Genomic DNA, 25,757 nt, shown 5'->3' with positions numbered 1-25,757 from the left:
GCAATGAAGGGGCGCACGCTAAAACGGGATACTTGGTCATGAAAAAACCCAAATGGGTCGTCGAAAAAGAACAACATAAACGCAAAGCCGCCGCCACCACGGTTTGGCTGTTCGGTTTGCATGCGGTGCGCGATGCGCTGCGCAACCCTGACCGCGAAAAGTTGAAACTTGTCGTGACCAAAAACGCCTATGACAAACTGGCCGAAGACATTGCCAAATCTGGCATGGATCCCGAAATCGTAGAACCACGCAAGTTCGATGTGCCGATTGATGCGCAATCTGTTCACCAAGGGGCCGCATTGGAAGTCAAACCTTTGGCTTGGGGATCTGTCGAAGAGGTCTGTCTGGCGGCAGGCGAGGGCATGCCCACAGTGGTTTTGCTGGATCAGGTGACAGATCCGCATAATGTGGGCGCTATTTTGCGCTCTGCCGAAGTTTTCGGGGCCGAAGCTGTGATCGCAACAGCGCGCCATGCTGCGCCTGAAACGGGCGCTTTGGCGAAAACCGCATCAGGCGCGTTGGAACGCCAGCCCTATTTGCGGGTGCGCAATCTGGCCGACACAATCGTGCAGTTACAGGGGATGGGATTCGTTTGTCTGGGGCTTGATGGCACAGCCGATGTCGAATTGGATGACGCTTTGACCCAAATGTCCAATATGCCTGTGGCTTTAGTCATGGGAGCAGAAGGTCCGGGCCTGCGCCAAAAAACCAAAGAGACCTGTGATGCCTTGGTGAAAATTCCCTACAAGCGTGATTTCGGATCGTTGAACGTGTCCAATGCTGCGGCTGTGGCGCTTTTTTCTGCCTCGAAGCGCTGATCAAAGTTTTTGAGGGGGTTTCACGAAATTTAACGCTTCGTTCACGAATGTATTACATCCTCTTCACATCGTCTCTCCAAATCCTATCTCAATCAGGAGACACGCGATGGAACACGCGTTGTCACCTTCTATGTCCCTCGTTCCAAACTTTGCCCGCGCCTTTCCCCTGGTGCGGGCTTTTTTCTGCCTAAATCATTACAACACTCATATTACGGGTGTTTTTTCGCATTTGTGATCCTATCTTATATTTATGAGCCATATTGATCGTCTGAATGACCCCGATATCAAACGTATTCTAACCGAAACACGTGTGATCGCGCTGGTCGGTGCCTCACCGCGCCCCGAACGTGCGTCGCACCGCGTTGGGAACTTTTTGGCAGCCCAAGGGTATAAGGTAATTCCTGTGAATCCAGGCCAAGCGGGCAAGACCCTTTTTGGTCAAACCTGTGTGGCCAGTCTGCGTGATATCGATGAACCTGTTGATATGGTTGATATCTTTCGCAAGTCCGAAGACGTTCTGCCCGTGGTCGAAGATGCATTGGAGCACCTGCGGGGCCTGAAAACCATTTGGATGCAGCTTGACATCATCAACGACAAAGCTGCCGCTTTGGGGCGAGCACAGGGGGCGGATGTGGTCATGGATCGTTGCCCTGCGATTGAAATCCCACGGCTTGGCATTGATAAGGTTGGCGAAACGACGCTGGTTTAACTTAACCGCGCGACGCTTTTTCTGCGATGCCTGACACGCCTGCGCGGCGGTCAAGTTCATCCATAACCTCGCCAAGGGTGATGTCACGGGCCGCCAACATGACGCCCAAGTGATAAATCACATCTGCCGCTTCATATGTCAGGTTTTCGCGGTCATCTTTGGCGCAGGCTATGATGGCCTCGATGCTTTCTTCGCCGAACTTTTCGGCGCATTTGTCTGCCCCTTTGGCCAGCAATTTCGCGGTCCAAGAACTGTCCGCATCTGCGGATTTACGATCTGCAATCGTGGCGGCAAGGCGGTCTATGGCGTGTGTCATCTCATCAATCCTTAGGTCAGGCGCTCAATTGAGCCGCATTGGAATGCCGGCAGCGGCCATGTGTTCTTTGGCCTCTTGAATGGTGTAATCGCCAAAGTGGAAAATACTTGCGGCCAAAACAGCACTGGCGTGACCTTCGGTGACGCCTTCAACCAAATGATCCAAATTGCCCACACCGCCAGAGGCGATCACCGGCACATTCACTGCATCGGCAATGGCGCGGGTCATTTTCAGATTGAAACCAGCGCGCGTGCCATCACGATCCATTGAGGTCAGCAGGATTTCACCCGCGCCTTTTGCCGCGATCAATTTGGCAAACGCGACCGCATCAATGAGATTGCCGTCTTTATCAAGGGCGGCTTTGCGGCCCCCGTGGGTAAAAATGCCCCATTTGTTCGGCGCGCCATCTGCATCGGTGCCAATCGTTTTGGCATCAATCGCGCAGACAATACACTGCGATCCGAACCGATCTGCAGAGCGCGCGATTACATCTGGGTCGGCCACAGCAGCAGAGTTGAAAGAAACTTTATCGGCCCCCGCCAGCAGCAAATCACGCACATCATCGGGCTTGCGCACGCCCCCGCCGATGGTGAGCGGCATAAAACATTGCTCGGCCGTGCGCGTGGCCAGATCAAACATGGTGCCACGATTTTCGTGGGTGGCTTTGATGTCGAGAAAGCACAGCTCATCCGCGCCCGCCGCATTGTAAGCAATGGCCTGTTCCACAGGATCGCCCGCGTCGATCAGATCAACGAAATTGACGCCTTTGACAGTGCGCCCTTCGGCGACGTCAAGACATGGAATGATACGGGTTTTCAGCATGGGGCAAATCCGATTGAACGCGGTGTTGCCCCGTCTTTACTGCGCCTTGGCTGTCGATGCAATTGGTCCGTCAGAATTGTGGCGGGCAATGCGGCGCATCGCGTCACGCACGATCATGATATGAAAGGGCATAACCGCAGCCAAATAGGCGCGCCCGAAGATGTTATTGCGGTGCACCCAAGTCGCCATGTGGATCATCGCGCCCTCGCGTTTCATGGCGATGCGAAAATTCAGGTGCTGATCATCGGTGCCAAGGATGATCTCGTCTTCAGTCTCGTGGGTGATCGGGAAAATAGCGCCCTCAGAAGTGTCTTCCATCCCAGTTTTAAGGCCAAAGGGTTTGACGATCGCATTGCGAACCTTCAGCAATGCATCGGCCCAAACGGGCATGGATAGGCCGATATTCGCAGCCTCACTTGCCGCGAGATCACAGCGCACGGCATAGCCATCCATGAAATCACCCGCATGGACCATAGTCCAAAGCTGCGAAGATTTTGGCAGCGGGGTTTTGATAACTTTGGGCATGGGCGTTCGCGAAACTGATGATTTTAGATGAGAGTTTGCATCAAAAAAACACTGCCCCCAATCGGGAACAGTGTCACAGGTCATCGTGTCGCGAAAACGCGTGATTTAGTCTTTTAGGACTTGTAAAGCCTCAGCCAAATCAATCGCACCATCGTACAAAGCGCGGCCTGAGATTGCACCGTTCAAAGGCGCGCCACAGGTTTTGAGGTTGCGCAGATCGTCCAAGGACGACACGCCACCTGATGCAATCACAGGGATGGACACAGCATTGCCAAGGGCTGCTGTGGCTTCAACATTGGGGCCTTGCATCGCGCCGTCACGGTTGATGTCGGTATAAATGATTGCGGCGACACCTGCGTCTTCGAATGATTTCGCAAGATCTGTCACGTTTACATTGGTTTCCTCAGCCCAGCCTTTTGTGGCGACCATGCCGTTGCGCGCATCAATGCCCACAGCCACATGACCAGGGAATTCTTTTGCAGCCAAGCGCACAAGATCGGGGTTTTCGACAGCTACAGTGCCTAAGATGACGCGCTCCAAGCCTTTGGAGAGCCAGCGTTCGATTGTGGCCATATCACGGATGCCGCCGCCAAGCTGTGCGGGCACTTTGCACTGTTTCAGAATTTCTTCGACAGGGGCGGCATTCACTGGCTCGCCTGCAAAAGCACCATTCAGATCGACCAAGTGCAGCCATTCACAGCCTGCGTTGACAAACTCAAGCGCTTGCGCCGCAGGATTATCGTTGAACACGGTGGCTTGATCCATCTCGCCTTTGTACAGGCGCACGGCATTGCCGTCTTTAAGGTCAATCGCGGGGTAGAGGATCATGGCTGGGGTCCTTGTAAATAACTGTTGTGTTCCTTTGCCATGATCGCGGGGGAAATGCAAAGTCAGCATTTGCACAGTGGGGTAACGGCATTAAGGTTTTTGGGAAAAATTCTGGAGTGCGCTGTGAAGGTTTTAAAGTATTCGGTGTTTGCGAGCGTGCTATTTGCGCTGCCCGCTCTGGCGGACCCTGTATTTGGCGTTTGGAAAACGGCCCCTGATGGCCTTGGTTTTGCACATGTCTCTATGGCGCCCTGCGGGGATGCCATTTGCGCGACGATACTTCAAACCTTTGATATGGCGGGACAACCTGCGTCCATGCCCGATGGACCTGAATTGATTGGCACTCAGGTGCTGTGGGATATGCAGCCTGCTGGCGCAGGAAGGTACACAAATGGCAAAATTTATCAGCCCTCAACGAAACGGACGTTTGCATCAAAAATGCAAGTTTCAGAAGATATTTTGACTGTTTCGGGTTGTTTAGGTCCGATTTGTGAAAGACAGACGTGGACGCGGGTGTCGCAGCCCTAGCTGAAAACAGACCAATCAAGTTCTTGGGCAAGCGCTTCCATCGCTTCGGTTCCCAGTTTTGAATTGCCGTATGCATTCAAGCCGGGTGACCAAACTGCGATTGACGCCACGCCAGGATTGATCACCAAAATACCACCGCCGACCCCCGATTTACCAGGTAAGCCGACGCGGAAAGCAAAATCGCCAGACCCATCATAGTGACCACATGTCATCATTAAAGCTTGGATTCGACGTGCGCGTTCTGGGGTGACAAGACGTGGCCCTGCAGCGCCGCCCATCAAAAAACGCCCCGCGCGGGCGAGTTGTAGGCAAGACATATCGATGGCGCATTGGTGGCAATAGGTGCCCATCGTGTGTTGAGCGTCTTGACTGAGGTTGCCGTGGGATTTCATGTAATGGGCCAGCGCAAAGTTGCGATCCGCCGTGTCCATTTCACCGCGTGCAACAGCATCATTGATATGAATGTCATTGTCTTCGGCTGCATCTCGTACAAAGCGTAACAACCCGCCCAAGGCTTCGGCAGGGGTAGAACCAGCCAAATAGGTGTCAGTGGTGACAATCGCGCCTGCGTTGATAAAAGGATTGCGCGGGATGCCGCGTTCACGTTCGAGCAACATGATGCTGTCAAACGCGAGTCCAGAAGGTTCGCGGCCCACATAGCGCCATAAGCCATCGCCAACTTTGCCAAGAGCGAGCGCCACAGCAAAGACCTTGGACACAGATTGAATCGAAAACGGTGTGCGCGCATCGCCTGCAAAGTATTCTTGCCCATTTGCCAGACAAACCGCGATGCCAAATTGGTTTGGATCAACCTGTGCCAAATCGGGAATATAAGTCGCGACCTGACCGCGTTCAGTTGATGCGCCTATGGTTTTGGCAATGCGATCTAGAATAGCTTGCATCGGATTTACGGCGCCCAAGATAAGAAATTCGCGATGATGCGCAGGCCTGCTGCTTGGCTTTTCTCGGGGTGAAACTGACAGCCGATCATATTGTCACGCCCAATGATGGCCGTAATATCGCCCGCGTAATCCACATGGGCCAAGCGGTGTGCCGTGTCTGTGACACGCACATGATAGGAATGCACGAAATAGGCGTGTTCGCCCGTGGTTATGCCATCCAAAACAGGGTGCGGATTGTCAATAACTAGATCGTTCCAGCCCATATGCGGCACTTTTAGCGCTTTGTCTTTGGGATCGATATGCACCACATCGCCGCCGATCCAGTCAAAGCCTGCGGTTTGCGTATATTCGTGACCTGTGCTGGCCATCATCTGCATGCCGATACAGATGCCCATGAAGGGGCGCGCATTTTGCGTGACTTGGGTTTCGATCGCTTCGAAAAGCCCTGTGTGATCAAACAAATGCGCTTTGCAGGCTGGAAAGGCCCCATCACCAGGCAGAACAATGCGGTCGGCTTTTGCCACAACTTCAGGATCAGAGGTGACAACAACGTCACCCGCATTGGTTTCGCGCGCCATGCGTTCAAACGCTTTTTGCGCTGAATGAAGATTGCCGCTGTCGTAGTCTACAAGTGCTGTCAGCATGAGGGTCTCGAGTTATCAAAGGAATTGGCGTGCAAAACCAACCCTGTGGGTGATTTTGCACAAGCTACAGTCGCGGTCTTACAGCGCGCCCTTGGTCGAAGGCAACTGCCCCGCCATGCGTGGATCAATCTCAACAGCCATGCGCAAAGCTTTGGCGACAGACTTAAAGGCCGCTTCTGCGATGTGGTGGCTGTTAAAGCCATGCAAGCGATCAATGTGCAACGTAATGCCCCCATGCGTGCTGAGGCCTTGGAAAAATTCGCGCACGAGTTCTGTATCAAAGGTGCCGATTTTCGCGGTGGGGAAATCGACATTCCATACCAAAAACGGACGCGCTGAAAGATCAAGCGCGGTCGCCACCTGCGTGTCATCCATCGCCAAAGCGAAATGTCCGTAGCGGTTCATGCCTTTTTTATCACCCACAGCTTTGGTCAAAGCTTGGCCAAGCGCGATCCCCACATCTTCGACGGTGTGGTGATCATCGATATGTGTGTCGCCCTTGGCGCGCACGGTCATATCGATCAAAGAGTGGCGCGACAGTTGATCTAGCATATGGTCGAAAAAGCCAACGCCCGTCTGGTTGTCGTAAGTGCCTGTGCCGTCAAGATTGATCTCGACGCTGATCTGGGTTTCCGCCGTGTCGCGGGTGATTTTCGCTATGCGCATTTCGGGCCTCACTCTTTGCTTTTGCTGCGTTTATAGGCGGCATTTGCCCCTAGGCCAAGCGCTGTTGCGCGCGCGCGGCAACTCGCTGGGCGAAAGGTGGTAAAAGCGTCCCCAACACGATGGCAAAAAGACGCTTAGATAGGGCGGAAAAGCATCGCGGAGCCGCAATGAAGCATTACGGTTAAGACTACATTAATTAACCTCTGTTTTACTATAATACAGGCTAAGAAAAGGACGTCCGACTTGAGGCTATTGATTATTCATGGTGACATCGAAACAACGACCCGTTGGCAGGTTGCCTTCGGGGCGCGTGGTCATCATGTGCGCCGTGCGCGCAGTATCGAGAGTGCCGAACAGCAATTGCGTGAAGATCGTTTTGAACTCTTGCTATTCGATGTCTCTGTGAATGGTCATTCTTGCCTGTCCACAGCACTTTTGGCGCAGTTTCATCAACCACAGATTATATCTGTGCTTGTGTCTGATCGCGCCGATGAAATGCGTGGCGATATGTTCGCGCGCTTGGCCAGTCTGCGTTGCATCCTCGGGGTTGAGACATCTGTGCCTGATCTTGTCGCAATTTGTGAGGAAATCGCATCAAAAAAGACGAAGGCGCCACTTCAGTCTGGGCTGCGTTCGGAATTTAAGGGAAATGCTGATTTGGATGCTTTGGAGACTCTCTACGGCAGTCATACTGCGCCTGCTAGAGCTCTACAGGGATAGCGCTGGGCCAAGAAACAAAAAAGGCCACCCGAAGGTGACCTTGTTTTTGTTCTTTGTGTTTGGAGCGGGTGAAGCGATTCGAACGCTCGACCCTAACCTTGGCAAGGTTATGCTCTACCCCTGAGCTACACCCGCTTCCTTCGGACCTGAACTTTGGCCCTATCATCTGTGCTTTTCGCTGCTCTCAGCGTTTGGTTGGGTAAACCAAATCTTCTCATGGGTGTGAGAAGAACCATTGGAGCGGGTGAAGCGATTCGAACGCTCGACCCTAACCTTGGCAAGGTTATGCTCTACCCCTGAGCTACACCCGCTTCCTTCGGTGAGGGCGGATATAGGCCGATGAGATTTAGGCTGCAAGTGTAAAATGCGCTTAGATTTATTTTTTTTGCCACTTGCCTCCCCTGATCTCTTTAAAATAGCGCCATTCCCGTGAGGGTCAGTGCAAGAGCCATCAAAATGGCAAAGCAGCTTAGCACGCCATAGGTGCGCAATTTCAACCCAATCGGTTTGTGCATCCATTCCAACCCGAAAATATGCAGCACACGACTGGCCAAGAAACCAATTCCGAGAACAGCAATCCAAAGCGCTGCGGCCCCTTGGAATTCTGCCAAACCCATCAGCAGTAATGTGAGCGGTGCATATTCATTGAAATTACCATGTTGGCGGACGCGCGTTTCCAATAGATCGCTGTCTGCCGTGCCCAAAGACACGCGTTTGGCGCGGCGGATGGCGATGATCCGAAAAGCAAGAGCAATGTAAATTACGACAGCGAGACTGGCGGTGACAGAGGTGATCGGCAACATAGAGAGGCTTTCTTTTCATGTGTGACGGGCGCCTGAGAGCATACTCCCTAAATGAAAGCAATCAGGGTTGACATAGTTAAGTATTTTAGTCAGGTATTTTCTTGCCCACTTTCTTATACTTTTGTAAGCACACTCACCCGAAGGATTTCCAATGTCACGTACATTCCTTACAGCTCTGGTCGCAGGCACATTGACGGCTTTGCCAGCATTCGCCGTTGAAAAAACCGATGTTTTGACAAACTACGCCAATATCGCAGCGGCTAAATTTGCCGATAGTGTGATCAGCGCCAAGACTTTGGATGCGGCGATTAATGCATTTTTGGCCGCGCCTTCTGATGAGACGTTAGAAACAGCGCGCCTTGCATGGCGTGCGGCCCGCGTGCCTTACATGCAGACCGAAGTGTATCGTTTCGGCAATCCGATTGTTGACGATTGGGAAGGGCGTGTGAATGCTTGGCCTCTTGATGAGGGGCTGATCGATTATGTGGACACAGCCTATGGCGGTGCCACAGATGAAAACGCATTTGCAGCACTTAACGTGATCGCAAACCCGACATTCACCCTGTCTGGCACAAAGGTGGATGCAACCGAGATTTCAAAAACGCTTTTGTCTGATGTTTTGCAAGAAGCAGACGGCGTTGAGGCCAATGTCGCCACGGGATATCACGCGATTGAATTTTTGCTTTGGGGCCAAGACCTGAACGGGACAGGAACTGGGGCAGGCGCGCGCGCTTGGACCGACTTCGCAACCGATGACGCCTGCACCAACGGCAATTGTGATCGTCGCGCAGATTACCTGCGCACAGCCAGCGCGCTTTTGGTTGATGAGCTAGATTTCATGGCCGCCCAATGGATCGAAGGTGGTGCAGCCCGCGAAGCCGTTTTGGCTGATCCTGCAGAGGGTATTTCCATGATGCTGACAGGCATGGGGTCCTTGTCATATGGCGAATTGGCAGGTGAGCGTATGAAGTTGGGCGTATTGCTAAACGACCCAGAGGAAGAGCACGACTGCTTTTCCGATAACACGCCTTACAGCCACTATTACGATGGGCTTGGCATTCAAAACGTGTTTTTAGGCCATTACACCCGCATTGACGGATCGGTTGTCACTGGCGCGGCTTTGAAAGATTTGATTGCCGAAACAGATAAGGGCGTTGCCGATCAACTGGGGCAGGAGATCAACACATCTTTGGCCGAGCTTGGTGAAATCGTCACAGCCTCTGAAAACGGTATGGCGTATGACATGATGCTGGCGCGTGACAACGCTGAAGGCGAAGAAATGATCTTAGGGGCTGTTGATGCTCTCGTTGCGCAAACACGTTCCATCGAGCGGGCTGTTGCAGCACTTGATTTGCAAGGTGTTTCTGTTGAGGGCTCCGACAGCTTGGATGCGCCTGACGCGGTGTTTGAGTAAATAAAACCTGATTTGATTGCGGGTCTTGATGGGTGTAAGGCCCGTTGAGACCCGTTTTCGTTTCACCATGCTGCGATGTGACCTGATATGAAATTGCCTTTTCTGAATTGGACTTTGCGCGCCACCGCCTGTGCTGCGTGTTTTGGCAGTCTCACATCTGCCTCAGCCTTAGCACAAGACAACCCAAATCTGCTGTCACCGCATCTGAATGTCTTGCCCCGCACAGCCGATGAAACAGACCGCATCAAAAAAGTAACCGCGCCCACGACCGATTTCACCAAAGCCGAACGGTTTGAGGCCAACGGCGGTGGCGGCACGACTGTGAGGGCCAAAAACAACGCTGATGCGTTTTCATCCGTCTCCGCCAATGCAAGTTTTGAACGCGAATTGGATTTCAAAGTCGGCAACGGACTGTTTAAAAAGCTCTGGGTTTCGTCGCCATCTTCCACTTTGGTTTCAGATGGGCTCGGCCCATTGTTTAACGCGCGCTCATGCCAGACCTGTCACATCAAAGACGGGCGTGGTCACCCGCCTGAAAACGCAGATGACAATGCCGTTTCTATATTCTTACGTGTTTCCGTGCCTGTGGATGGCACCAAAAATATGACTGAAATTGAAACCTATCTACACGCGATTGATCCCACCACCCAGCGCACAGCCCCCGAGCCCACGTATGGGGGGCAGATGCAAGACCTTGCTGTCTTGGGACATGCGGCAGAATATAGGTTTGATGTGACCTATACCGAGATTGATGTCACCTTATCGGATGGCGAAACAGCGCAGTTGCGCCGCCCAAATTATACGGCCGCCGATCTGGGCTATGGACCCTTGGCGGAGGGGGCCATGCTATCACCGCGCGTCACCCAACAGATGATCGGGCTTGGCCTGCTCGAAGCCATTCCTGTGGGGGATATCCTTGCCAATGAAGACCCAGATGACAGCGATGGTGATGGTATTTCGGGTCGCGCAAGCTGGGTATGGTCTGATGAATTTGATCGCATCATGTTGGGACGGTTTGGGCATAAGGCAGGCAAACCCACTGTACGCGAACAATCCGCTGCCGCCTTTAGCGGCGACATAGGGATTTCGACACCGATCTTCCCGTCACCTGCAGGCGATTGCACGCAGGCCCAAGACAAATGCCAGACTGCGCCCCATGGCACAACGGGCGGTGACGGCGCCTTTGAAATTGACGCGCAAGGGCTTGATCTTGTGACTTTCTATGCCCGCAATCTGGCTGTGCCTGCACGGCGCGATATCGATGACCCTGATGTGCTGCGGGGCAAGGAACTGTTCTATCAAGTCGGCTGCACCTCCTGCCATGTACCGAAATTTGTGACCGACCGTTTGGTTGATCAGCCTGAACAAAGCTTTCAACTGATTTGGCCCTACACCGATCTTTTGCTCCATGACATGGGCGCGGGGCTGGCTGATAACCGCCCTGAAGGTCTGGCCAACGGGCAAGAATGGCGCACGCCTCCTCTTTGGGGCATTGGTATGACCGAAAGGGTCAGCGGCCATAGCTATTTCTTGCACGACGGGCGCGCGCGGTCTTTATTGGAAGCTGTGCTTTGGCATGGCGGAGAAGCGCAAACTGCGCGCGATTCAGTGGCGAAAATGCCCAGACAAGATCGCGCTGCCCTTATCAAATATTTGGAAAGCCTATGAAACACGCAATTGCCTTGATCGCGGCTCTATGGGCTGCCCCTGTTGTGGCCGATGTCGCGCGCAGCGTTGATACCTATATTTTGCCCAGCTATGCGGCATTGGCCGAAAGTACCGCGCGTCTGCGCGATCAAGCGGGCGTTGATTGTGCTCCAGCTGCTGTGCGCCCCGCATGGAACGCAGCTTTTGATGATTGGTTGCACGTCAGCCCAATTCATTTTGGCCCTGTCGAACAAGATGGTCGCGCTGTGATTATCGCGTTTTGGCCCGATGGGCGCAGCGCTGGGCCACGGGCTTTGGCGCGCCTTATCGCTGAAGAAGATCCCATAATCTCGACGGCAGAAGGCACGGCCAAGCTGTCGGCTGCCGCGCGTGGATTTTATGCTTTGGAACATCTTTTGTTTGATGCGCAATTTGTCGACACCACCGCCTATAGCTGTGATTTGATCCGTGCGGTGACTGCCGATCTGGCGCACATGAGTGCAGATATCGAAGACGCATGGATGACGGGCTATGCAGAGAGTCTGCGCAGTGCTGGGGCCACGGGCAATGAGACCTTTTTGAGTGAACGTGAGGGCATTCAAATTCTATTCACCTCGCTTCTGGCAGGCTTGGAATTTACCGCTGACACGCGGCTTGGGCGGCCTTTGGGCAGCTTCGAAAACCCGCGTCCTAAGCGGGCTGAAAGCTGGCGTTCGGGGCGCAGCTTGCGCAATGTGTCTTTGTCTTTACAGGGGCTTCAGGCGTTGAAAAATACCCTGTCAGATTTGGAAACACCCGTGACAGATGCGGGGTTTGAGCGGGCTTTTACTTTGATTGCGCAATTGGATGATCCCGTGCTTGCAGGCGTGGCTGATCCACAATCGCGCTTGAAAATTGAAGTGCTTCAGCAAGCGGTGAAATCAATCAAAGAGGCTGCGGAAGTGGAACTCAGCGCGCTTTTAGGCGTCGAGGCGGGGTTCAATGCCGCAGATGGCGATTGATATGACGACGCGGCGTAGTTTCTTGGTCTCGTTGCTGGCAACAGCCAGCCTGCCACGCCTGACTTGGGCTGACGCGGGCGGGCCGTCCTATCTGGCGGCTGCAAAAGACCCTTCGGGCCAGTTTAGCTTGATCGGTCTGACGCGTGAGGGGGCGGAGGCTTTTCATGTGTCATTGCCTGCGCGCGGTCATGCGGGGGCAGGGCACCCAAAGCGGCCCGAAGCTGTGGTTTTCGCCCGTAGGCCTGGCACCTTTGCTTATGTGATTGATTGCGCTTTTGGTCGGGTGTCGCATGATTTGACCGCGCCTGAGGGGGCACATTTCAGCGGCCATGGCACCTATAGTCGTGATGGGACCACGCTGTTCACCAGTGAGATTTCCAATGCCGATGGTCAGGGGCAAATTGGGCTTTGGGATGTTGAAAACGGCTATGAGCGCGTTGGGGAATTCGCCTCGGGCGGGCTTGGTCCACATGAAATTTTGCGTCTGCCCGACAGTGATACGATTGTGGTGGCCAATGGGGGGATTGTGACCGCTCTTGATGATGATCGTAGCAAGCTGAACATCAATACAATGGCGCCCAACTTGACTTATCTCAGCTCAGATGGAGATGTTTTAGAGAGGGTGGAGCTGCCATCACATTGGCATCAAAACTCAATTCGACACCTCAGTGTGACCTCTGACGGACTTGTTGGATTTGCGATGCAATGGGAAGGCGATCCTGCGATCATGCCTCCGCTTTTGGGGGTGCACAAACAGGGCGACGCTGTCGTTTTGATCAGCCTGCCTGATTATCTTGCACCCCGTTTGAAAAACTATGCCGCCAGCATCGCGTTTTCAGGGGATGAAACCCGCGTTGCAATCACATGTCCGCGTGGCGGAGTGATGGTCAGTTTTGATCTGGCGGGGCAAGATCCTGAATTTCTGCCCCGTGCAGATGTTTGCGGCATCAGCGCCAGTCAAAATGGGTTTTATGTAACCGATGGTTTGGGGGGCGTGCTGGAAAGCAAAGCAGGTAAATTGCGGCCCTTGGCGGTGCATGACCGTGCTTGGGACAACCATTTGGTGCGCATCTAACGCTGGTGATGGCGGTTTTTGAGCGCAGCTAATGCGGCATGGATTTTGAAAACAAGTTCACAATCAAAACGCCCGTCACGATAAATCCCATTCCCAAAAGGGCTGCAAAATCAAGCTTTTCATGAAACCAAATCCAAGCGATGGCGCTGATGAAGACAATGCCCATACCCGACCAAATTGCATAAACCAATCCTGTTGGCATCACGCGCAAGGTGATTGAAAGACACCAAAAAGCACAGGCATATCCGACCACGGTGATGACGCTGGGGACCAGACGGGTGAAACTCTCAGTACGGGCCAACGCGGTTGTGGCGATGACTTCTGATATGATCGCGATCAGCAAAAAAATGTAGTACTTCAGCATGGTTTGTCCTGACATAGGTAAGGTTCGCGGATCAGCTCGGGGTCAACCTAAAGCGCTGATGCAAAACAGTCGAGCCATGAAAAAGCCCCGCGCAGGCATATGCTGCACGGGGCGAATTTTTGCGAAAACCACAGTGGCTTATTCGAATTCGACCAGCAAATCCTTGGCGTCGATCTGTGCGCCAGGTGTCACGTAGACCTCTTTCACCACACCGTCTTGATCGGCGGTGATCGAGGTTTCCATCTTCATCGCCTCAATCGTCAAAAGCCCATCGCCTTTTTGGATTTTCTGGCCAGCTTTTGCCAAAACTGTCGCCACAACACCTGGCATAGGGGCGCCAACTTGTAGGGCATTTGCAGGGTCGGCCTTGGTGCGCGCAATAACACTTGCCGTCACAGAACGGTCCTTGACGCGCACGGTGCGTGGCTGGCCGTTGAGTTCGAAGAACACTTTAACTTCGCCTTCTTCATTTGGCTCAGACAGGGCTGAACACCGCACTTCCAAGGTGACACCAGCTTCAATGGAAACAGAAATCTGTTCGTTTGGTTCCATCCCGTAAAAGAAGTTGCGGGTCGGAAGGGCACGCACAGGGCCGTATAAGTCATGACGGCTGCGGTAATCTGTAAACACTTTGGGGTACATCAAATAACCGTTGAGATCCTCGTCATCCAGATCATCGCCGATGATGCTGGCAGCCTCTGCGCGGGCAGCTTCCAGATCAACGGGTTTTAGGTGCTTGCCGGGGCGTTCCAAGTTGGGTTTCTCATCGCCCAAGACCTTGTTCAATATGGTTTGCGGGAAACCAGCTGGCGGCTGACCTAGGTTGCCGCGCATCATATCAATCACAGAGTCAGGGAAAGACACTTCGCTGGCGGGATCTTCGACTTGGGCACGTGTAATGCCTTGCGACACCATCATCAAAGCCATGTCTCCGACCACTTTAGACGAAGGCGTCACTTTGACGATATCGCCGAACATCATATTCACATCCGCATAGGTTTGCGCCACTTCATGCCAACGATCTTCCAAGCCAAGGCTGCGTGCTTGGGCTTTTAGGTTGGTGAATTGTCCGCCAGGCATTTCGTGCAAGTAAACTTCTGATGCGGGCGCTTCTAGGCCGCTTTCAAAGGCGGCGTATTGACCGCGCACCGCTTCCCAATAGATCGACATCTCGCGGATAGCGTTGATATCCAAACCTGTGTTGCGCTCTGAAAAACGTGTTGCTTCGACGATTGAACCCAAACAGGGCTGCGATGTGCCGCCTGAAAAGGCATCCATCGCCACGTCGACCGCATCAACGCCTGCGTCACTTGCGGCCAAAATGGTCGCAGCAGCGATGCCCGATGTGTCATGGGTGTGGAAATGGATCGGTAGGCCGACTTCTTCTTTAAGGGCTTTGATCAAAAGGCTGGCTTGGGCTGGTTTCAAAAGGCCTGCCATGTCTTTTAGACCCAAGATATGTGCGCCTGCGGCTTTCAAATCTTTGCCCATTTGGACGTAGTATTTTAGGTCGTATTTTGGACGTGTGGGGTCCAAAAGATCGCCCGTGTAACAAATCGTGCCTTCACAAATTTTGCCGCTGTCGATCACCGCATCCATCGCAACGCGCATGTTTTCAACCCAGTTCAAACTGTCGAACACGCGGAAGACGTCAACACCAGTCTCAGCCGCTTGTTTGACGAAAGACTGCACCACGTTGTCAGGGTAATTGGTATAGCCCACACCGTTTGACGCGCGCAGCAACATTTGTGTCATGATGTTCGGCATCTTCGCGCGGATGTCGCGCAGACGCTGCCATGGGCATTCTTGCAAGAAGCGGTATGCCACATCAAAGGTCGCACCGCCCCAACATTCAACCGAAAACAGTTGCGGTAGATTGGCGGCATAGGCGGGGGCTGCGTTGATCATATCGATTGAACGCATCCGTGTGGCCAGCAAAGACTGGTGGCCATCGCGCATGGTTGTGTCTGTAATCAACAATTGCTTTTGCGCCTGCATCCAATCGGCGACAGCTTGTGGGCCTTTGTCTTCTAACAGTTGGCGTGTGCCTGCTTGGATTTTTTCGCTATGCGGCAGGGGCGGCACGGGGGTGCGCGCCTCGGCTGCGGGCAAGGGGCGTCCTGCGGTTTCAGGATGGCCATTCACCGAAATATCCGCGAGATATGTCAAAATTTTCGTCGCACGGTCACGGCGCGGTTTGAAATCAAACAGCTCAGGCGTGGTGTCGATGAATTTTGTGGAATAGTCGTAGGACAAAAAGGTCGGGTGTTTCAGCAGGTTTTCTACGAAAGCAATGTTTGTCGACACACCACGAATACGGAATTCGCGCAAAGCCCGATCCATGCGTGCAATCGCCGCCTCTGGCGTGCGCGCCCAAGCCGTTACTTTGGTCAAAAGACTGTCGTAGTAGCGTGTGATCACAGCGCCAGAATAGGCGGTGCCGCCGTCTAGACGAATGCCCATCCCCGTGGCCGAACGATAGGTGCTGATGCGACCGTAATCAGGGATAAAGTTATTTGCGGGATCTTCTGTGGTCACACGACATTGCAGCGCATGCCCGTCGAGTTTCACGTCATATTGGCTGGCCACACCCGTCGCGGCTGTCAAAGATTTGCCTTCTGCGATCAAAATCTGCGCGCGCACGATGTCGATGCCTGTGACTTCTTCTGTCACAGTATGTTCGACCTGCACGCGTGGGTTCACTTCGATGAAGTAGAATTTGCCCGTTTCCATATCCATCAAGAATTCGACCGTGCCAGCACATTCGTAATTGACGTGTTCACAGATCTTTTTGCCCAAAGCACAGATTTCTTCGCGTTGGGTTTCCGACAGATAGGGGGCAGGGGCGCGTTCAACCACTTTTTGGTTGCGGCGCTGCACGGAACAATCGCGTTCATATAGGTGATAGATATTGCCGTGGCTGTCGCCCAAGATTTGCACCTCGACGTGGCGTGCGCGCACGATCATTTTTTCAAGGTAGCCTTCGCCATTCCCAAAGGCTGCTTCGGCTTCGCGGCGGCCTTCTTTGACCTTTTCTTCCAATTCTTCTGCGTTGTTCACGGGGCGCATACCACGACCGCCGCCGCCCCAAGAGGCTTTCAACATCAACGGAAAACCAACTTTAGTGGCCTCAGCGCGGATCGCATCAAAATCATCGCCCAAGACTTCTGTGGCGGGAATAACTGGCACGCCTGCTTCCATCGCCACTTTGCGCGCGGATGCTTTGTCGCCCAGTTTGCGCATGGTTTCCGCTTTGGGGCCGATGAACGTGATGCCTGCCTCAGAACAGGCGTCGACAAATTCCGGGTTCTCGGACAAAAGCCCGTAGCCTGGGTGAATGGCGTCTGCGCCCGACAGTTTGGCCACGCGAATGATTTCTTCAATCGACAGATACGCCGCAACAGGGCCCATGCCTTCGCCAATTTTATAGGCTTCGTCAGCTTTGAATCGGTGTAGGGATAGTTTGTCTTCTTCTGCGTAGATCGCGACCGTTCGTTTGCCCATCTCGTTTGCAGCGCGCATCACTCGGATTGCAATTTCGCCACGGTTTGCGATGAGAATCTTTTTAAACTCGGTCATGATTTTTTAGTCCTTTGCAGTTCGTCTGCGACATTTTGAAGCTAATGTGAATTCTGCGATGCAGCAAACACAATGTTTCATATTTTGTCTAGAGCTAATGTTAGCGCAAACAGAATATTAATTTTGCAAAAAAATGGGTGCTTGCTGGCGGGATCGCACAACAAACACCCATTCAAAAAAGCTTGTGTCTTGACGATAGGTCAGTCGCGGCCTTGTAATTCTTGTTCTTTCAAGAAAAGCGCAACGATCAAGGCAAGCACTGCAAGCACAGCAACGACCCAGTAAATAGGCTGAACCGCCTGCGCGACAGACTGACCAATTTGGTTTTGCATCTCGGGAGAAAGCTCAGCCAAAATCTGTGGTCCAAGTTCTGACACGGATGCCATGCCTTCGATTTGTTGTCCGCCCATTGCGCGCGCCATGCCAGAGGCGAAAATCGCACCAAACAGGGCGACGGCCACAGCGCCACCGATTTGGCGAAACAATACGCCCGCAGCTGTTGCAGCCCCCAAATCACCACGCGGTACAGTGTTTTGCACGGCTGTGGTGAAGACAGGAAAACTCAGACCAAGACCAAGGCCAAACAGCACAAGGCTTAAGTAAAACACTGTCATATTCATGTCAGGCGCGATCTGTGTCAGGATCAAAGCCCCGAGAATGGACACCGTGGTGCCTGCAATCGGCAAAATACGGTAGCGGCCTGTTCTGCTCATAAATCGTCCAGATGAGGTTGATCCAATCAAAATGCCTGCGGTCAAAGGTACCATTTGCAGTCCTGATTGCGTGGCCGTCGCGCCATTTGCCATTTGCAAGAACACTGGCAAAAACGTCAGCCCCCCCAGCATCATCGCGCCCGTGCACAGCTGCATGATGCTCGTGACTGTGAAGACGTTAATCTTGAACAATTTCAACGGCAAGATCGGTTCAACAGCCCGCGTTTCTGCCCATAAGAATCCCAAGGTTGCCACGATCGCCAAAAGGATCAGACCAATGGCTGTAAAGCTATCCCAAGCGATATCGCGCCCGCCCAGAGCCGTGACCAACACCAAAGATGACAAAGCCACCGTCAAAGTCGCAGCTCCCAAGAAATCGATGGATGGCTTTTTGCGCAGACCCAAAGGTTTAAAGTTCAACAAAAAACCAAGCAGCGCGATGGCGCCAATGGGGAGATTGATAAAGAAAATCCAATGCCAGCTTAACGCATCCACGAACCAGCCGCCTAACAGAGGACCAATCACAGAAGACAGCCCGAAAACGCCCGCAAACACACCTTGGATTTTGCCGCGATCCTTTGGGGGCAAGACATCCGCGATAATTGATAAGGCCAAGACAAAAAGGCCGCCGCCGCCCAACCCTTGGATCGCACGCGCTGCGATGAGCTGTCCCATAGTTTGCGATAGACCGCAAAACACAGATCCCAACAAAAAGATTGTCACCGAGGTAAATACCATATTGCGCCGCCCAAAGACGTCACCGAATTTTCCATACAAAGGTGCAACAATGGTTGTTGCTAGAATATATGAAGTCACAACCCAAGACAGATGTTCTAACCCGCCAAGGTCGGCAACGATCGTCGGCAGAGCTGTTGAAACGATGGTTTGATCAAGGGCTGCTAAAAGCAACAAAACTGCAACTGATGCGATGATCAGTTTTACGTTTTGCGGCGGTGTGTCGGCCTCATGCGGCGCGGATTGCGGATGCGTATCTGTCATTTCAAACTCCATGTGCCACCAGAAAAATAAAGGCAGCCTTGGGCAAGATTTATGGCTTTGCGATTTATGTGTCAATGGCATATATGTGCTTTTGACACACACTTGACGATAGCATGTAACTTATGTCACCTAGTCCGCATGACACAAAAGATCGAAAACCCAACCGTTACAGATTTCGCACTCAAAAATGCAGCGCGCGACCCGCGCATTAAAAGTGGTGTGCCTGATCTCTTGGCCGAAAAGGGCTTTTCTCCTCAAGCGTCCCAAGCGCTGTTGGACTTTGATGTTGCCAATTTTCGGTGGCGGCGCATGTGGGAACGCGAAGAATTTCGCGGTAAGGTTTTAACAGGGCTCAGCGATAGTTTAGAACCTGCGTTGTTGCAGGGGCTTGTCTGTGTCAGCCATATCGAAAACGGAGTGGGGCGAGCAGAGCCCGCATCACCCACCGTCGGTGTGGTGGCTGAATTGATGCAGGTTGATCCTTCGCGCGCCTCGCGGATCGTGGCAGACCTTGTGTCGCGCGGCTATGTGATGCGGGCTGTCGATCAAGAGGATGCGCGCAAATCGGTCTTGCAGGTCACACCCAAAGGATATGGGTTTTTACGTGAGTTCACCCGATCTAAGTGGATGTTGATGGTACAGGTCTTTGATGGCTGGGCGCCAGAAGATATCGAAAGCTTTTCAACTCTATTTCAGCGCTTTGTGCAGTCCTTGGAAACCATTGTGCGCGATGATGCGGCGCAACGCGATGCGCCCTAGCGCTGTGACCATCAGTCTGTGCGCAGTTTTTTACCCATTCTTGTGTGAACAATTGCAGAACATGCTTTTCCTAGACGGCGACCTGCAGTAACCTGTTGCTCATGAGCAGATTTGATGAAGAAGACGCCTTCGAGGCAGCCGTAGCCCCACAAGCCCCGCAGGGGCTTTCCAATTCCCAGCGCGCGATGGCTGCGAGGCCCACGCCCTATTTGGATCAATTAAACGACGCGCAGCGCGAAGCCGTGGAAACCATGGATGGCCCTGTTTTGATGCTGGCAGGCGCTGGCACAGGCAAAACCAAAGCTTTGACATGCCGAATCGCGCATTTGCTGAACACAGGGCGCGCCCGCCCCAATGAAATTCTAGCGGTGACCTTTACCAATAAAGCGGCACGCGAAATGAAGGAACGTGTGGGCGATCTGATGGGCACATCTGTCGCGGGCATGCCGTGGCTCGGCACATTCCATTCAGTCTGTGTCAAACAGTTGCGTCGCCACGGTGATTTGGTTGGGCTGAAATCCAACTTTACCATTCTGGATACAGATGATGTCATTCGCTTGCTTAAACAGTTGATCAAAGCCGAAGGTATCGATGAAAAGCGTTGGCCTGCGCGCCAACTCGCTGGGGTGATTGATGCATGGAAAAACCGTGCCTTGACGCCTGCAAAAGTGACTGATGACGAGGCGTTTAACGGCTATGGCGTTAAACTTTATGCGCAATATCAAAATCGCCTAAAGGCTTTAAATGCTTGCGATTTTGGTGACTTGTTGCTGCATATGGTGACGATTTTTCAAAACCATCCTGACCTGCTGGAGCAATACCAGCGCTGGTACAAATACATACTGGTGGACGAATACCAAGATACCAATGTGGCGCAATATATGTGGCTGCGTTTGCTTGGGGCCGCACATAAAAATGTCTGTTGTGTGGGGGATGATGACCAATCTATCTACGGTTGGCGCGGGGCTGAAGTTGGCAATATTTTGCGGTTTGAAAAGGATTTTCCTGGCGCCAAAGTTGTACGGCTTGAGCAAAATTACCGCTCGACGCCACATATTTTGGCCGCAGCCTCTGGGGTGATCGCGGGCAATTCCAACCGTCTTGGCAAAGACCTGTGGACAGCCGAACCCGAGGGCGAATTGGTCCGCCTGATCGGTCATCACGATTACGAAGACGAAGCACGTTGGATCGGTGAAGAAATCGAAGCCATGGCAGGTGGCGCAAGGGCGCGTTTGCGCAAATTTTCACTGGAAGATATGGCCATTCTTGTTCGCGCTTCGCACCAAATGCGCGCCTTTGAAGACCGCTTTTTAAAGATTGGCTTGGCCTACCGCGTGATTGGCGGGCCGAAGTTTTATGAGCGTTTGGAATGTCGTGACGCCATCGCATATTTCAGAGTGGTGATGCAGCCCGAAGATGATTTGGCGTTTGAACGTATTATCAACACACCAAAGCGCGGCGTTGGACCTAAGGCTTTGCTCGATATCCAAACGATGGCCCGCACCAATGGCGTGTCTTTGAAAGAAGGTGCGCGTTTGGCTGTGCAAGAGGGGCTTTTGAAAGGCAAAGCCAAGGGCGCTGTCGCGGAATTGGTTGCCCAGCTTGATGCATGGGGCAATTTGGCCGAACAGCAAATCCGCTATCCGGGCCTTGATGATGACGAAGCGGTGGTCGAATCTGTTGATTGCGTGCCTGCTGAAATCACCCATGTGGAACTGGCTGAACGCATTTTGGATGAAAGCGGCTACACCACCATGTGGCAAAACGACAAAACCCCCGAAGCGCCAGGCCGTTTGGAAAACCTGAAAGAACTGGTCAAGGGCTTGGATGAACATGACAACCTACACGGGTTCTTGGAAAATGTGTCGCTGAGCCTTGATAATGATGCCAATGAAGCCGACCCCAAAGTGACGATTATGACACTGCATGGGGCCAAAGGCTTGGAATTTCCTGTCGTGTTTTTACCCGGTTGGGAAGAAGGCCTGTTTCCCTCACAGCGTTCTATGGATGAAAGCGGGTTAAGCGGTTTGGAAGAAGAACGGCGCTTGGCTTATGTGGGAATCACGCGCGCCGAAGAGCTTTGCACCATTTCATTTGCCTCAAATCGCCCTGTGTTTGGCCAATGGCAAACGCAAATGCCGTCGCGCTTTGTCGATGAAATCCCCAGTGACCATATAGACGTGCTAACGCCGCAAGCCGTGGGGGGGCGCTATGGCGGTCAACGCGGTGGATTTGATGATGGCTTTAGCTCTTTCGAGTCCCGCATGGCCGATGCGGATGTTTATAATTCACCCGGATGGCGGCGTTTGCAAGACCGCGCCAATCGCGCACCTGCCGCCAAACCTGTGACTTTGAATATGGCCGCGGTGTCGTCTTTCACCATTGGCGATCGTGTCTTTCATATCAAGTTTGGTTACGGCGAGGTGATGAGTGTCGATGGGGATAAGTTGACCATCGAGTTCGATCACGCTGGGTCGAAAAAGCTGGTGGCAAGTTTCGTCAAACCCGCCGCTCAAGCGGATGATGCGCCTTTCTAGGCTACAAGCAGCGGATCGGTCGATTTTACAGTTTACAAGATTTGACAGTCCCAAAGCTTTGCTTTGGGGCTTTTTTCATATGGAGAGCCAGCACCTAGGGCGCGGCCCAAAAACGAAAAGCTGGATATGAAAACACCCACGCCAAGGGAGGAGAGGCGTGGGTGCTGATATGTCGAACCACGAGGGAGGATCGGGTCCGATATTTTTCACAGTGTCCACATCAAGGGAGGAGGAGATGCGAACACTTGGCCTAGGGTCCCTCAGGGAGGAGGAGAGAGACCGAAGAAGGTGTGGGCGTTTAGCCCGAATTTTGTGCGGTGATGTCAGGGAGGAGGAGACATCACCGCCTTGCTTTAGATCCCTCAGGGAGGAGGAGGAGAGATCCAAGACCGTGTGGGCGTTTAGCCCGAATTTTTGCGGTGAAGCAGGGAGGAGGAAGCTTCACCGCGTGGTCTTCAGGGCTTCAGGGAGGAGGAGGAAGCCGTGAATTCCTATTTTTCGGCGGCGTTAGGGAGGAGGAAAACGCCGCCGTCTTCATCAAGACCCAAGGGAGGAGGAGGGGCCTGATATTAGAAACTTATTTGCCGTATGCTGCTTCAAGAGCGATGCTACGGATGCCTGAGCGACCGATACCTAGGTCGTTCAAATCGCGATCTGACAGGGCTTCAAGCTCAACCATAGTTTCGCGGTAAACGCGGTAGTCGGCGATGCGCTGTGCCAAAGATGCTTTAACTGCAGTCAAACGTGCTGCGAAACCAAGGCTGGCTGGTGCTGCTGTGTTTACATATGCCATAATCTTAAACCTTAACTGTGTGGGCTTCGGCCCGTGGTGCGTCTGTGGCTGGAAGACCGTATGTCTTCGTTGCCTTGCTTGATACTGAATTTAGAGCATTGCTGCGTTTGCACAATCCATACAATGATCATTGCCGCCATGCAGAAAATGCATACCAATTGCTGACCTATTTTCGTGCAGTCGGGCTAAATTCTAAGCGCTTTGAAAACTTCTTTGCGAATTTTGGGTGGATATGGTGGTATCGCGCGGCAATTGCCCGTATTTCAGCCGTAACTGCGCAAAAAGGGACACCAATATGCCATTAAACCATGACACTATTATGAAGGCTCTGGCCGACATTGCTTTGCCCGACGGGTCAACTTTGGCGCAAAATGACGTGGTCAAGGCGCTGACTGTTTCACAGGGCGCTGTTTCTTTTGTGCTTGAGGCCCCTGATGCCACAGCGGCGCGATCATGGGAATCAGCACGTGCGCGTGCAGAGGCTGCGCTCAAAGCGCTTTCAGAGGTCACTTCGGTCTCTATTGTCATGACAGCGCATAGCGGAGCGCCTGCCGCACCGGCCGCAAAGCCAGATGCTGCGCCCAGCCTAAAGATCGGTCGTCACCCAACGCCACAGCAAGGCAAGCAGGGTGTGCCAGGCGTGAAAAGCATTATCGCCATCGCGTCAGGCAAGGGTGGGGTTGGTAAATCCACGGTCTCGTCAAACTTGGCTGTCGCCTTGGCAAAGCTGGGTCGCAAGGTCGGTTTGCTTGATGCGGATATTTATGGTCCGTCTCAGCCGCGCATGATGGGTGTGTCGAAAAAACCTGCAAGCCCAGATGGCACCTCGATCGAGCCGCTCCATGCGCATGGTGTTACGATGATGTCGATCGGCTTGATGGTGGAAGAAGGTGAGGCGATCGTCTGGCGTGGTCCTATGTTGATGGGGGCCATGCAGCAAATGTTAGGTCAGGTGCAATGGGGCGAGTTGGATGTCTTGCTGATTGATTTACCGCCAGGCACTGGCGATGTGCAGCTGACGCTGAGCCAGAAAACCGAACTGACAGGAGCTCTCGTGGTTTCGACGCCGCAAGATGTGGCCTTGCTCGATGCGCGCCGTGGTATTTCGATGTTTGAAAAGCTCGGTGTGCCTGTTTTGGGCCTCATCGAAAATATGTCTACATATATATGTCCTGAGTGTGGGCATGAGGCGCATATCTTTGGTCATGGCGGTGTGGCGAAAGAGGCTGAGAAAATCGGCGTGCCTTTCTTGGCAGCCTTGCCTTTGTCGCTGCAAACGCGTTTGGCGGGGGATAGTGGTACGCCTGTGGTGGCACAGGATGAAGCCTTGGCTGAGCCATACATGCGCCTTGCAGATCGCTTGATCAAAGGCGGTATCGCTTAGGTTTCGCCCTGTAGGGACGCTGGCAATTTTCACGCGCGGAACATCAGTTTCGCGCGTTTTTTGTGAGGTCTGTGAAGGCCCGTGATGGGATTTTATGGAAATTGAGAAATTCAGCGCTATGTCGGCTGGGAAATGATGGTACTGCCATGGTTTTTGCTTCAATTTTGGGTCTATGTTCGGATTTTAAGCAGTAGAAATCGATTCTGCGCAGTTTTTTCAGAAAAAATCACCATTCGCACCGGTCTATATGTGGTGTTAATTTTTCGTGCTGCATCAATTTGTAGTAACAAAAATGTGATGTTCTGTTTTTGTCCGCCTGTTTGCGTTGTCGCGTCACAATTTTGAAACAGCTTTGCCCAAATAAAACCATTGATTACCATGAATTCCCGTGGCATGAATAAGTCATCGGATGAGACGGGAAATGAGCGGCACATCAAGAACCGCGAACATAATAAAAATTAAGTCAGGCTTCATACAGGCGCCCGCTTTCATCAAGATCAAGAGATCCGGCGCGCGAGCGAGCAGACATCCCCCCAGATGGCGCGCGCAGCTGGACATAGCCCCAAACATGGGGTCCCCGGTAACGGGATAGAGCGGCGAATTGAGCAGTGGCAGCAGCTCAATTCGCCGTTTTCCGTAAATGTCCCGCAGGTAAGGGGCGCAGTTGAACCCGCCCAAATCAGTTGGGCACAAGAATAAGGAGCGCCGCTTTGGCCGGCATGTTCATTGGCGAACACACCTTTAAGGTGGACGGAAAGGGACGTGTATCGATCCCTGCCGATTTTCGTCGTGAACTTGAAGAGGGTGATCCTCAAGCCGCTGAAACTGGACGCCCGCGTATGGTCATCGTCTACGGGCATGACGCGCAAAAACAGCTTCAGGTCTATACATATAATGACTACCGCGCTTTGGCCGCTGAGATTGCCAGCCTGCCGCGCGGGTCTGACAAGCGCAAAATCATGCAAAGCCTGATCTTAAACAAAGCCCGCCCGACAGAAGTAGATGCTGATGGGCGTTTGGTTTTGCCGCAAGCCTTGCGCGATAAAATTGGCCTCGAAGGTATGGCTTATTTTGGTGGCATGGGCGAGACGTTTGAAATTTGGAAGCCTGAAGTGTTTGAGGCCAAGAACGCCTCTGTCGCTTCTGCTTTGATTGCTGAGCAGGGCGAAGATTTCGACCCGCTGAGCCTTTTGAACGATGCATAGGGGATA

At 52.9% G+C, this 25,757-nt stretch carries 25 protein-coding genes and 2 tRNA genes; 13 read left to right on the top strand and 14 right to left on the bottom strand.

The window, feature by feature from the left end; genetic code table 11:
- Window positions 1–38: 38 nt before the first annotated feature.
- The gene (rlmB, locus tag EDD53_RS05315) at window positions 39–818 is read left to right on the top strand and encodes a 23S rRNA (guanosine(2251)-2'-O)-methyltransferase RlmB (protein ID WP_123792124.1); all 780 of its coding nucleotides are present in this window, start codon (window positions 39–41) and stop codon (window positions 816–818) included.
- A 250-nt stretch (window positions 819–1,068) separates the two neighbouring features.
- Window positions 1,069–1,527 (top strand): CoA-binding protein, encoded by a 459-nt coding sequence (locus tag EDD53_RS05310; protein ID WP_123792123.1) that lies wholly within the window; start codon window positions 1,069–1,071, stop codon window positions 1,525–1,527.
- A gap of 1 nt (window position 1,528) precedes the next feature.
- Here EDD53_RS05310 and EDD53_RS05305 read toward each other — a convergent pair whose 3' ends face one another.
- From EDD53_RS05305 to hisA, 4 genes are all read right to left on the bottom strand, one after another.
- On the bottom strand, window positions 1,529–1,843 hold the full coding sequence (locus tag EDD53_RS05305; RefSeq protein ID WP_123792122.1) for a phosphoribosyl-ATP diphosphatase: 315 nt from the start codon (window positions 1,841–1,843) through the stop codon (window positions 1,529–1,531).
- Between the two features lie 24 nt (window positions 1,844–1,867).
- Window positions 1,868–2,665, bottom strand: a complete 798-nt coding sequence (gene hisF / locus EDD53_RS05300; RefSeq protein ID WP_123792121.1) for an imidazole glycerol phosphate synthase subunit HisF — start codon at window positions 2,663–2,665, stop codon at window positions 1,868–1,870.
- Between the two features lie 36 nt (window positions 2,666–2,701).
- On the bottom strand, window positions 2,702–3,190 hold the full coding sequence (locus EDD53_RS05295) for a DUF2867 domain-containing protein (protein ID WP_123792120.1): 489 nt from the start codon (window positions 3,188–3,190) through the stop codon (window positions 2,702–2,704).
- 105 nt (window positions 3,191–3,295) lie between these two features.
- The gene (hisA, locus tag EDD53_RS05290; protein WP_123792119.1) at window positions 3,296–4,018 is read right to left on the bottom strand and encodes a 1-(5-phosphoribosyl)-5-[(5-phosphoribosylamino)methylideneamino]imidazole-4-carboxamide isomerase; all 723 of its coding nucleotides are present in this window, start codon (window positions 4,016–4,018) and stop codon (window positions 3,296–3,298) included.
- Window positions 4,019–4,141: 123 nt separating this feature from the next.
- On the opposite strand from hisA, the gene EDD53_RS05285 reads away from it, so the two are divergent.
- On the top strand, window positions 4,142–4,546 hold the full coding sequence (locus EDD53_RS05285) for a DUF2147 domain-containing protein (RefSeq protein ID WP_246002217.1): 405 nt from the start codon (window positions 4,142–4,144) through the stop codon (window positions 4,544–4,546).
- Here EDD53_RS05285 and EDD53_RS05280 read toward each other — a convergent pair.
- The 3 genes from EDD53_RS05280 to hisB all read right to left on the bottom strand — a co-directional run bounded on the left by EDD53_RS05280 (window position 4,543) and on the right by hisB (window position 6,758).
- Window positions 4,543–5,448, bottom strand: a complete 906-nt coding sequence (locus EDD53_RS05280) for a glutaminase (protein WP_123792117.1) — start codon at window positions 5,446–5,448, stop codon at window positions 4,543–4,545. The two genes, EDD53_RS05285 and EDD53_RS05280, sit on opposite strands and share 4 nt — an antisense overlap.
- Before the next feature lie 5 nt (window positions 5,449–5,453).
- Window positions 5,454–6,092, bottom strand: coding sequence for an imidazole glycerol phosphate synthase subunit HisH (gene hisH / locus EDD53_RS05275; RefSeq protein WP_123792116.1), 639 nt, complete (start codon window positions 6,090–6,092; stop codon window positions 5,454–5,456).
- A 78-nt stretch (window positions 6,093–6,170) separates the two neighbouring features.
- Window positions 6,171–6,758 (bottom strand): imidazoleglycerol-phosphate dehydratase HisB, encoded by a 588-nt coding sequence (gene hisB / locus EDD53_RS05270; RefSeq protein ID WP_123792115.1) that lies wholly within the window; start codon window positions 6,756–6,758, stop codon window positions 6,171–6,173.
- A gap of 243 nt (window positions 6,759–7,001) precedes the next feature.
- Between hisB and EDD53_RS05265 the strand changes: the two genes are divergently transcribed.
- Entirely contained in the window at window positions 7,002–7,478 is a 477-nt protein-coding gene (locus EDD53_RS05265) for a response regulator (RefSeq protein WP_123792114.1), read from the top strand.
- Between the two features lie 60 nt (window positions 7,479–7,538).
- Here EDD53_RS05265 and EDD53_RS05260 read toward each other — a convergent pair.
- From EDD53_RS05260 to EDD53_RS05250, 3 genes are all read right to left on the bottom strand, one after another.
- Window positions 7,539–7,613 (bottom strand) — tRNA-Gly (locus tag EDD53_RS05260).
- Window positions 7,614–7,714: 101 nt separating this feature from the next.
- Window positions 7,715–7,789 (bottom strand) — tRNA-Gly (locus tag EDD53_RS05255).
- Between the two features lie 99 nt (window positions 7,790–7,888).
- A complete protein-coding gene (locus tag EDD53_RS05250) occupies window positions 7,889–8,281 on the bottom strand; it encodes an MAPEG family protein (RefSeq protein WP_123792113.1) in 393 nt (130 codons plus the stop codon).
- 151 nt (window positions 8,282–8,432) lie between these two features.
- On the opposite strand from EDD53_RS05250, the gene EDD53_RS05245 reads away from it, so the two are divergent.
- From EDD53_RS05245 to EDD53_RS05230, 4 genes are all read left to right on the top strand, one after another.
- Window positions 8,433–9,695, top strand: a complete 1,263-nt coding sequence (locus tag EDD53_RS05245) for an imelysin family protein (RefSeq protein ID WP_123792112.1) — start codon at window positions 8,433–8,435, stop codon at window positions 9,693–9,695.
- Window positions 9,696–9,782: 87 nt separating this feature from the next.
- Complete coding sequence (locus EDD53_RS05240; RefSeq protein WP_123792111.1) at window positions 9,783–11,363, top strand: di-heme oxidoreductase family protein; 1,581 nt, start codon at window positions 9,783–9,785, stop codon at window positions 11,361–11,363.
- The gene (locus tag EDD53_RS05235; protein WP_123792110.1) at window positions 11,360–12,343 is read left to right on the top strand and encodes an imelysin family protein; all 984 of its coding nucleotides are present in this window, start codon (window positions 11,360–11,362) and stop codon (window positions 12,341–12,343) included. Before EDD53_RS05240 ends, EDD53_RS05235 begins: the two co-directional genes overlap by 4 nt.
- 1 nt (window position 12,344) lies before the next feature.
- Complete coding sequence (locus tag EDD53_RS05230; protein ID WP_123792109.1) at window positions 12,345–13,418, top strand: DUF1513 domain-containing protein; 1,074 nt, start codon at window positions 12,345–12,347, stop codon at window positions 13,416–13,418.
- 28 nt (window positions 13,419–13,446) lie between these two features.
- On the opposite strand, the gene EDD53_RS05225 is transcribed toward EDD53_RS05230, so the two are convergent.
- The 3 genes from EDD53_RS05225 to EDD53_RS05215 all read right to left on the bottom strand — a co-directional run bounded on the left by EDD53_RS05225 (window position 13,447) and on the right by EDD53_RS05215 (window position 19,073).
- Window positions 13,447–13,779, bottom strand: a complete 333-nt coding sequence (locus tag EDD53_RS05225) for a DMT family transporter (RefSeq protein ID WP_123792405.1) — start codon at window positions 13,777–13,779, stop codon at window positions 13,447–13,449.
- A gap of 141 nt (window positions 13,780–13,920) precedes the next feature.
- Window positions 13,921–17,361 carry a pyruvate carboxylase gene (locus EDD53_RS05220; protein WP_123792108.1) on the bottom strand — a complete coding sequence of 1,147 codons (3,441 nt, stop codon included), beginning with the start codon at window positions 17,359–17,361 and terminating at the stop codon, window positions 13,921–13,923.
- A 200-nt stretch (window positions 17,362–17,561) separates the two neighbouring features.
- Window positions 17,562–19,073 (bottom strand): MDR family MFS transporter, encoded by a 1,512-nt coding sequence (locus EDD53_RS05215; protein ID WP_123792107.1) that lies wholly within the window; start codon window positions 19,071–19,073, stop codon window positions 17,562–17,564.
- Window positions 19,074–19,211: 138 nt separating this feature from the next.
- Here EDD53_RS05215 and EDD53_RS05210 point away from each other — a divergent pair, with 138 nt between their 5' ends.
- Complete coding sequence (locus EDD53_RS05210) at window positions 19,212–19,832, top strand: MarR family winged helix-turn-helix transcriptional regulator (protein WP_170162685.1); 621 nt, start codon at window positions 19,212–19,214, stop codon at window positions 19,830–19,832.
- Window positions 19,833–19,933: 101 nt separating this feature from the next.
- Window positions 19,934–22,369, top strand: a complete 2,436-nt coding sequence (locus EDD53_RS05205) for an ATP-dependent helicase (protein WP_123792105.1) — start codon at window positions 19,934–19,936, stop codon at window positions 22,367–22,369.
- Between the two features lie 577 nt (window positions 22,370–22,946).
- Here the strand turns inward: EDD53_RS05205 and EDD53_RS05200 are convergent.
- Window positions 22,947–23,162, bottom strand: coding sequence for a DUF1127 domain-containing protein (locus tag EDD53_RS05200; protein ID WP_123792104.1), 216 nt, complete (start codon window positions 23,160–23,162; stop codon window positions 22,947–22,949).
- A 74-nt stretch (window positions 23,163–23,236) separates the two neighbouring features.
- Here EDD53_RS05200 and EDD53_RS14800 point away from each other — a divergent pair, with 74 nt between their 5' ends.
- From EDD53_RS14800 to mraZ, 3 genes are all read left to right on the top strand, one after another.
- The gene (locus tag EDD53_RS14800) at window positions 23,237–23,467 is read left to right on the top strand and encodes a hypothetical protein (RefSeq protein WP_170162684.1); all 231 of its coding nucleotides are present in this window, start codon (window positions 23,237–23,239) and stop codon (window positions 23,465–23,467) included.
- Complete coding sequence (locus EDD53_RS05195; protein WP_123792103.1) at window positions 23,458–24,546, top strand: Mrp/NBP35 family ATP-binding protein; 1,089 nt, start codon at window positions 23,458–23,460, stop codon at window positions 24,544–24,546. Before EDD53_RS14800 ends, EDD53_RS05195 begins: the two co-directional genes overlap by 10 nt.
- Before the next feature lie 719 nt (window positions 24,547–25,265).
- Entirely contained in the window at window positions 25,266–25,751 is a 486-nt protein-coding gene (gene mraZ, locus EDD53_RS05190) for a division/cell wall cluster transcriptional repressor MraZ (protein WP_246002253.1), read from the top strand.
- The last annotated feature ends 6 nt before the right edge of the window (window positions 25,752–25,757 follow it).

Source organism: Pacificibacter maritimus, assembly GCF_003814915.1.
GTDB classification, from domain to species: Bacteria; Pseudomonadota; Alphaproteobacteria; order Rhodobacterales; family Rhodobacteraceae; genus Celeribacter; species Celeribacter maritimus.
The sequence above is the reverse complement of the archived record's forward strand: the minus strand, read 5'-3'. Positions and strand labels throughout refer to the sequence as shown.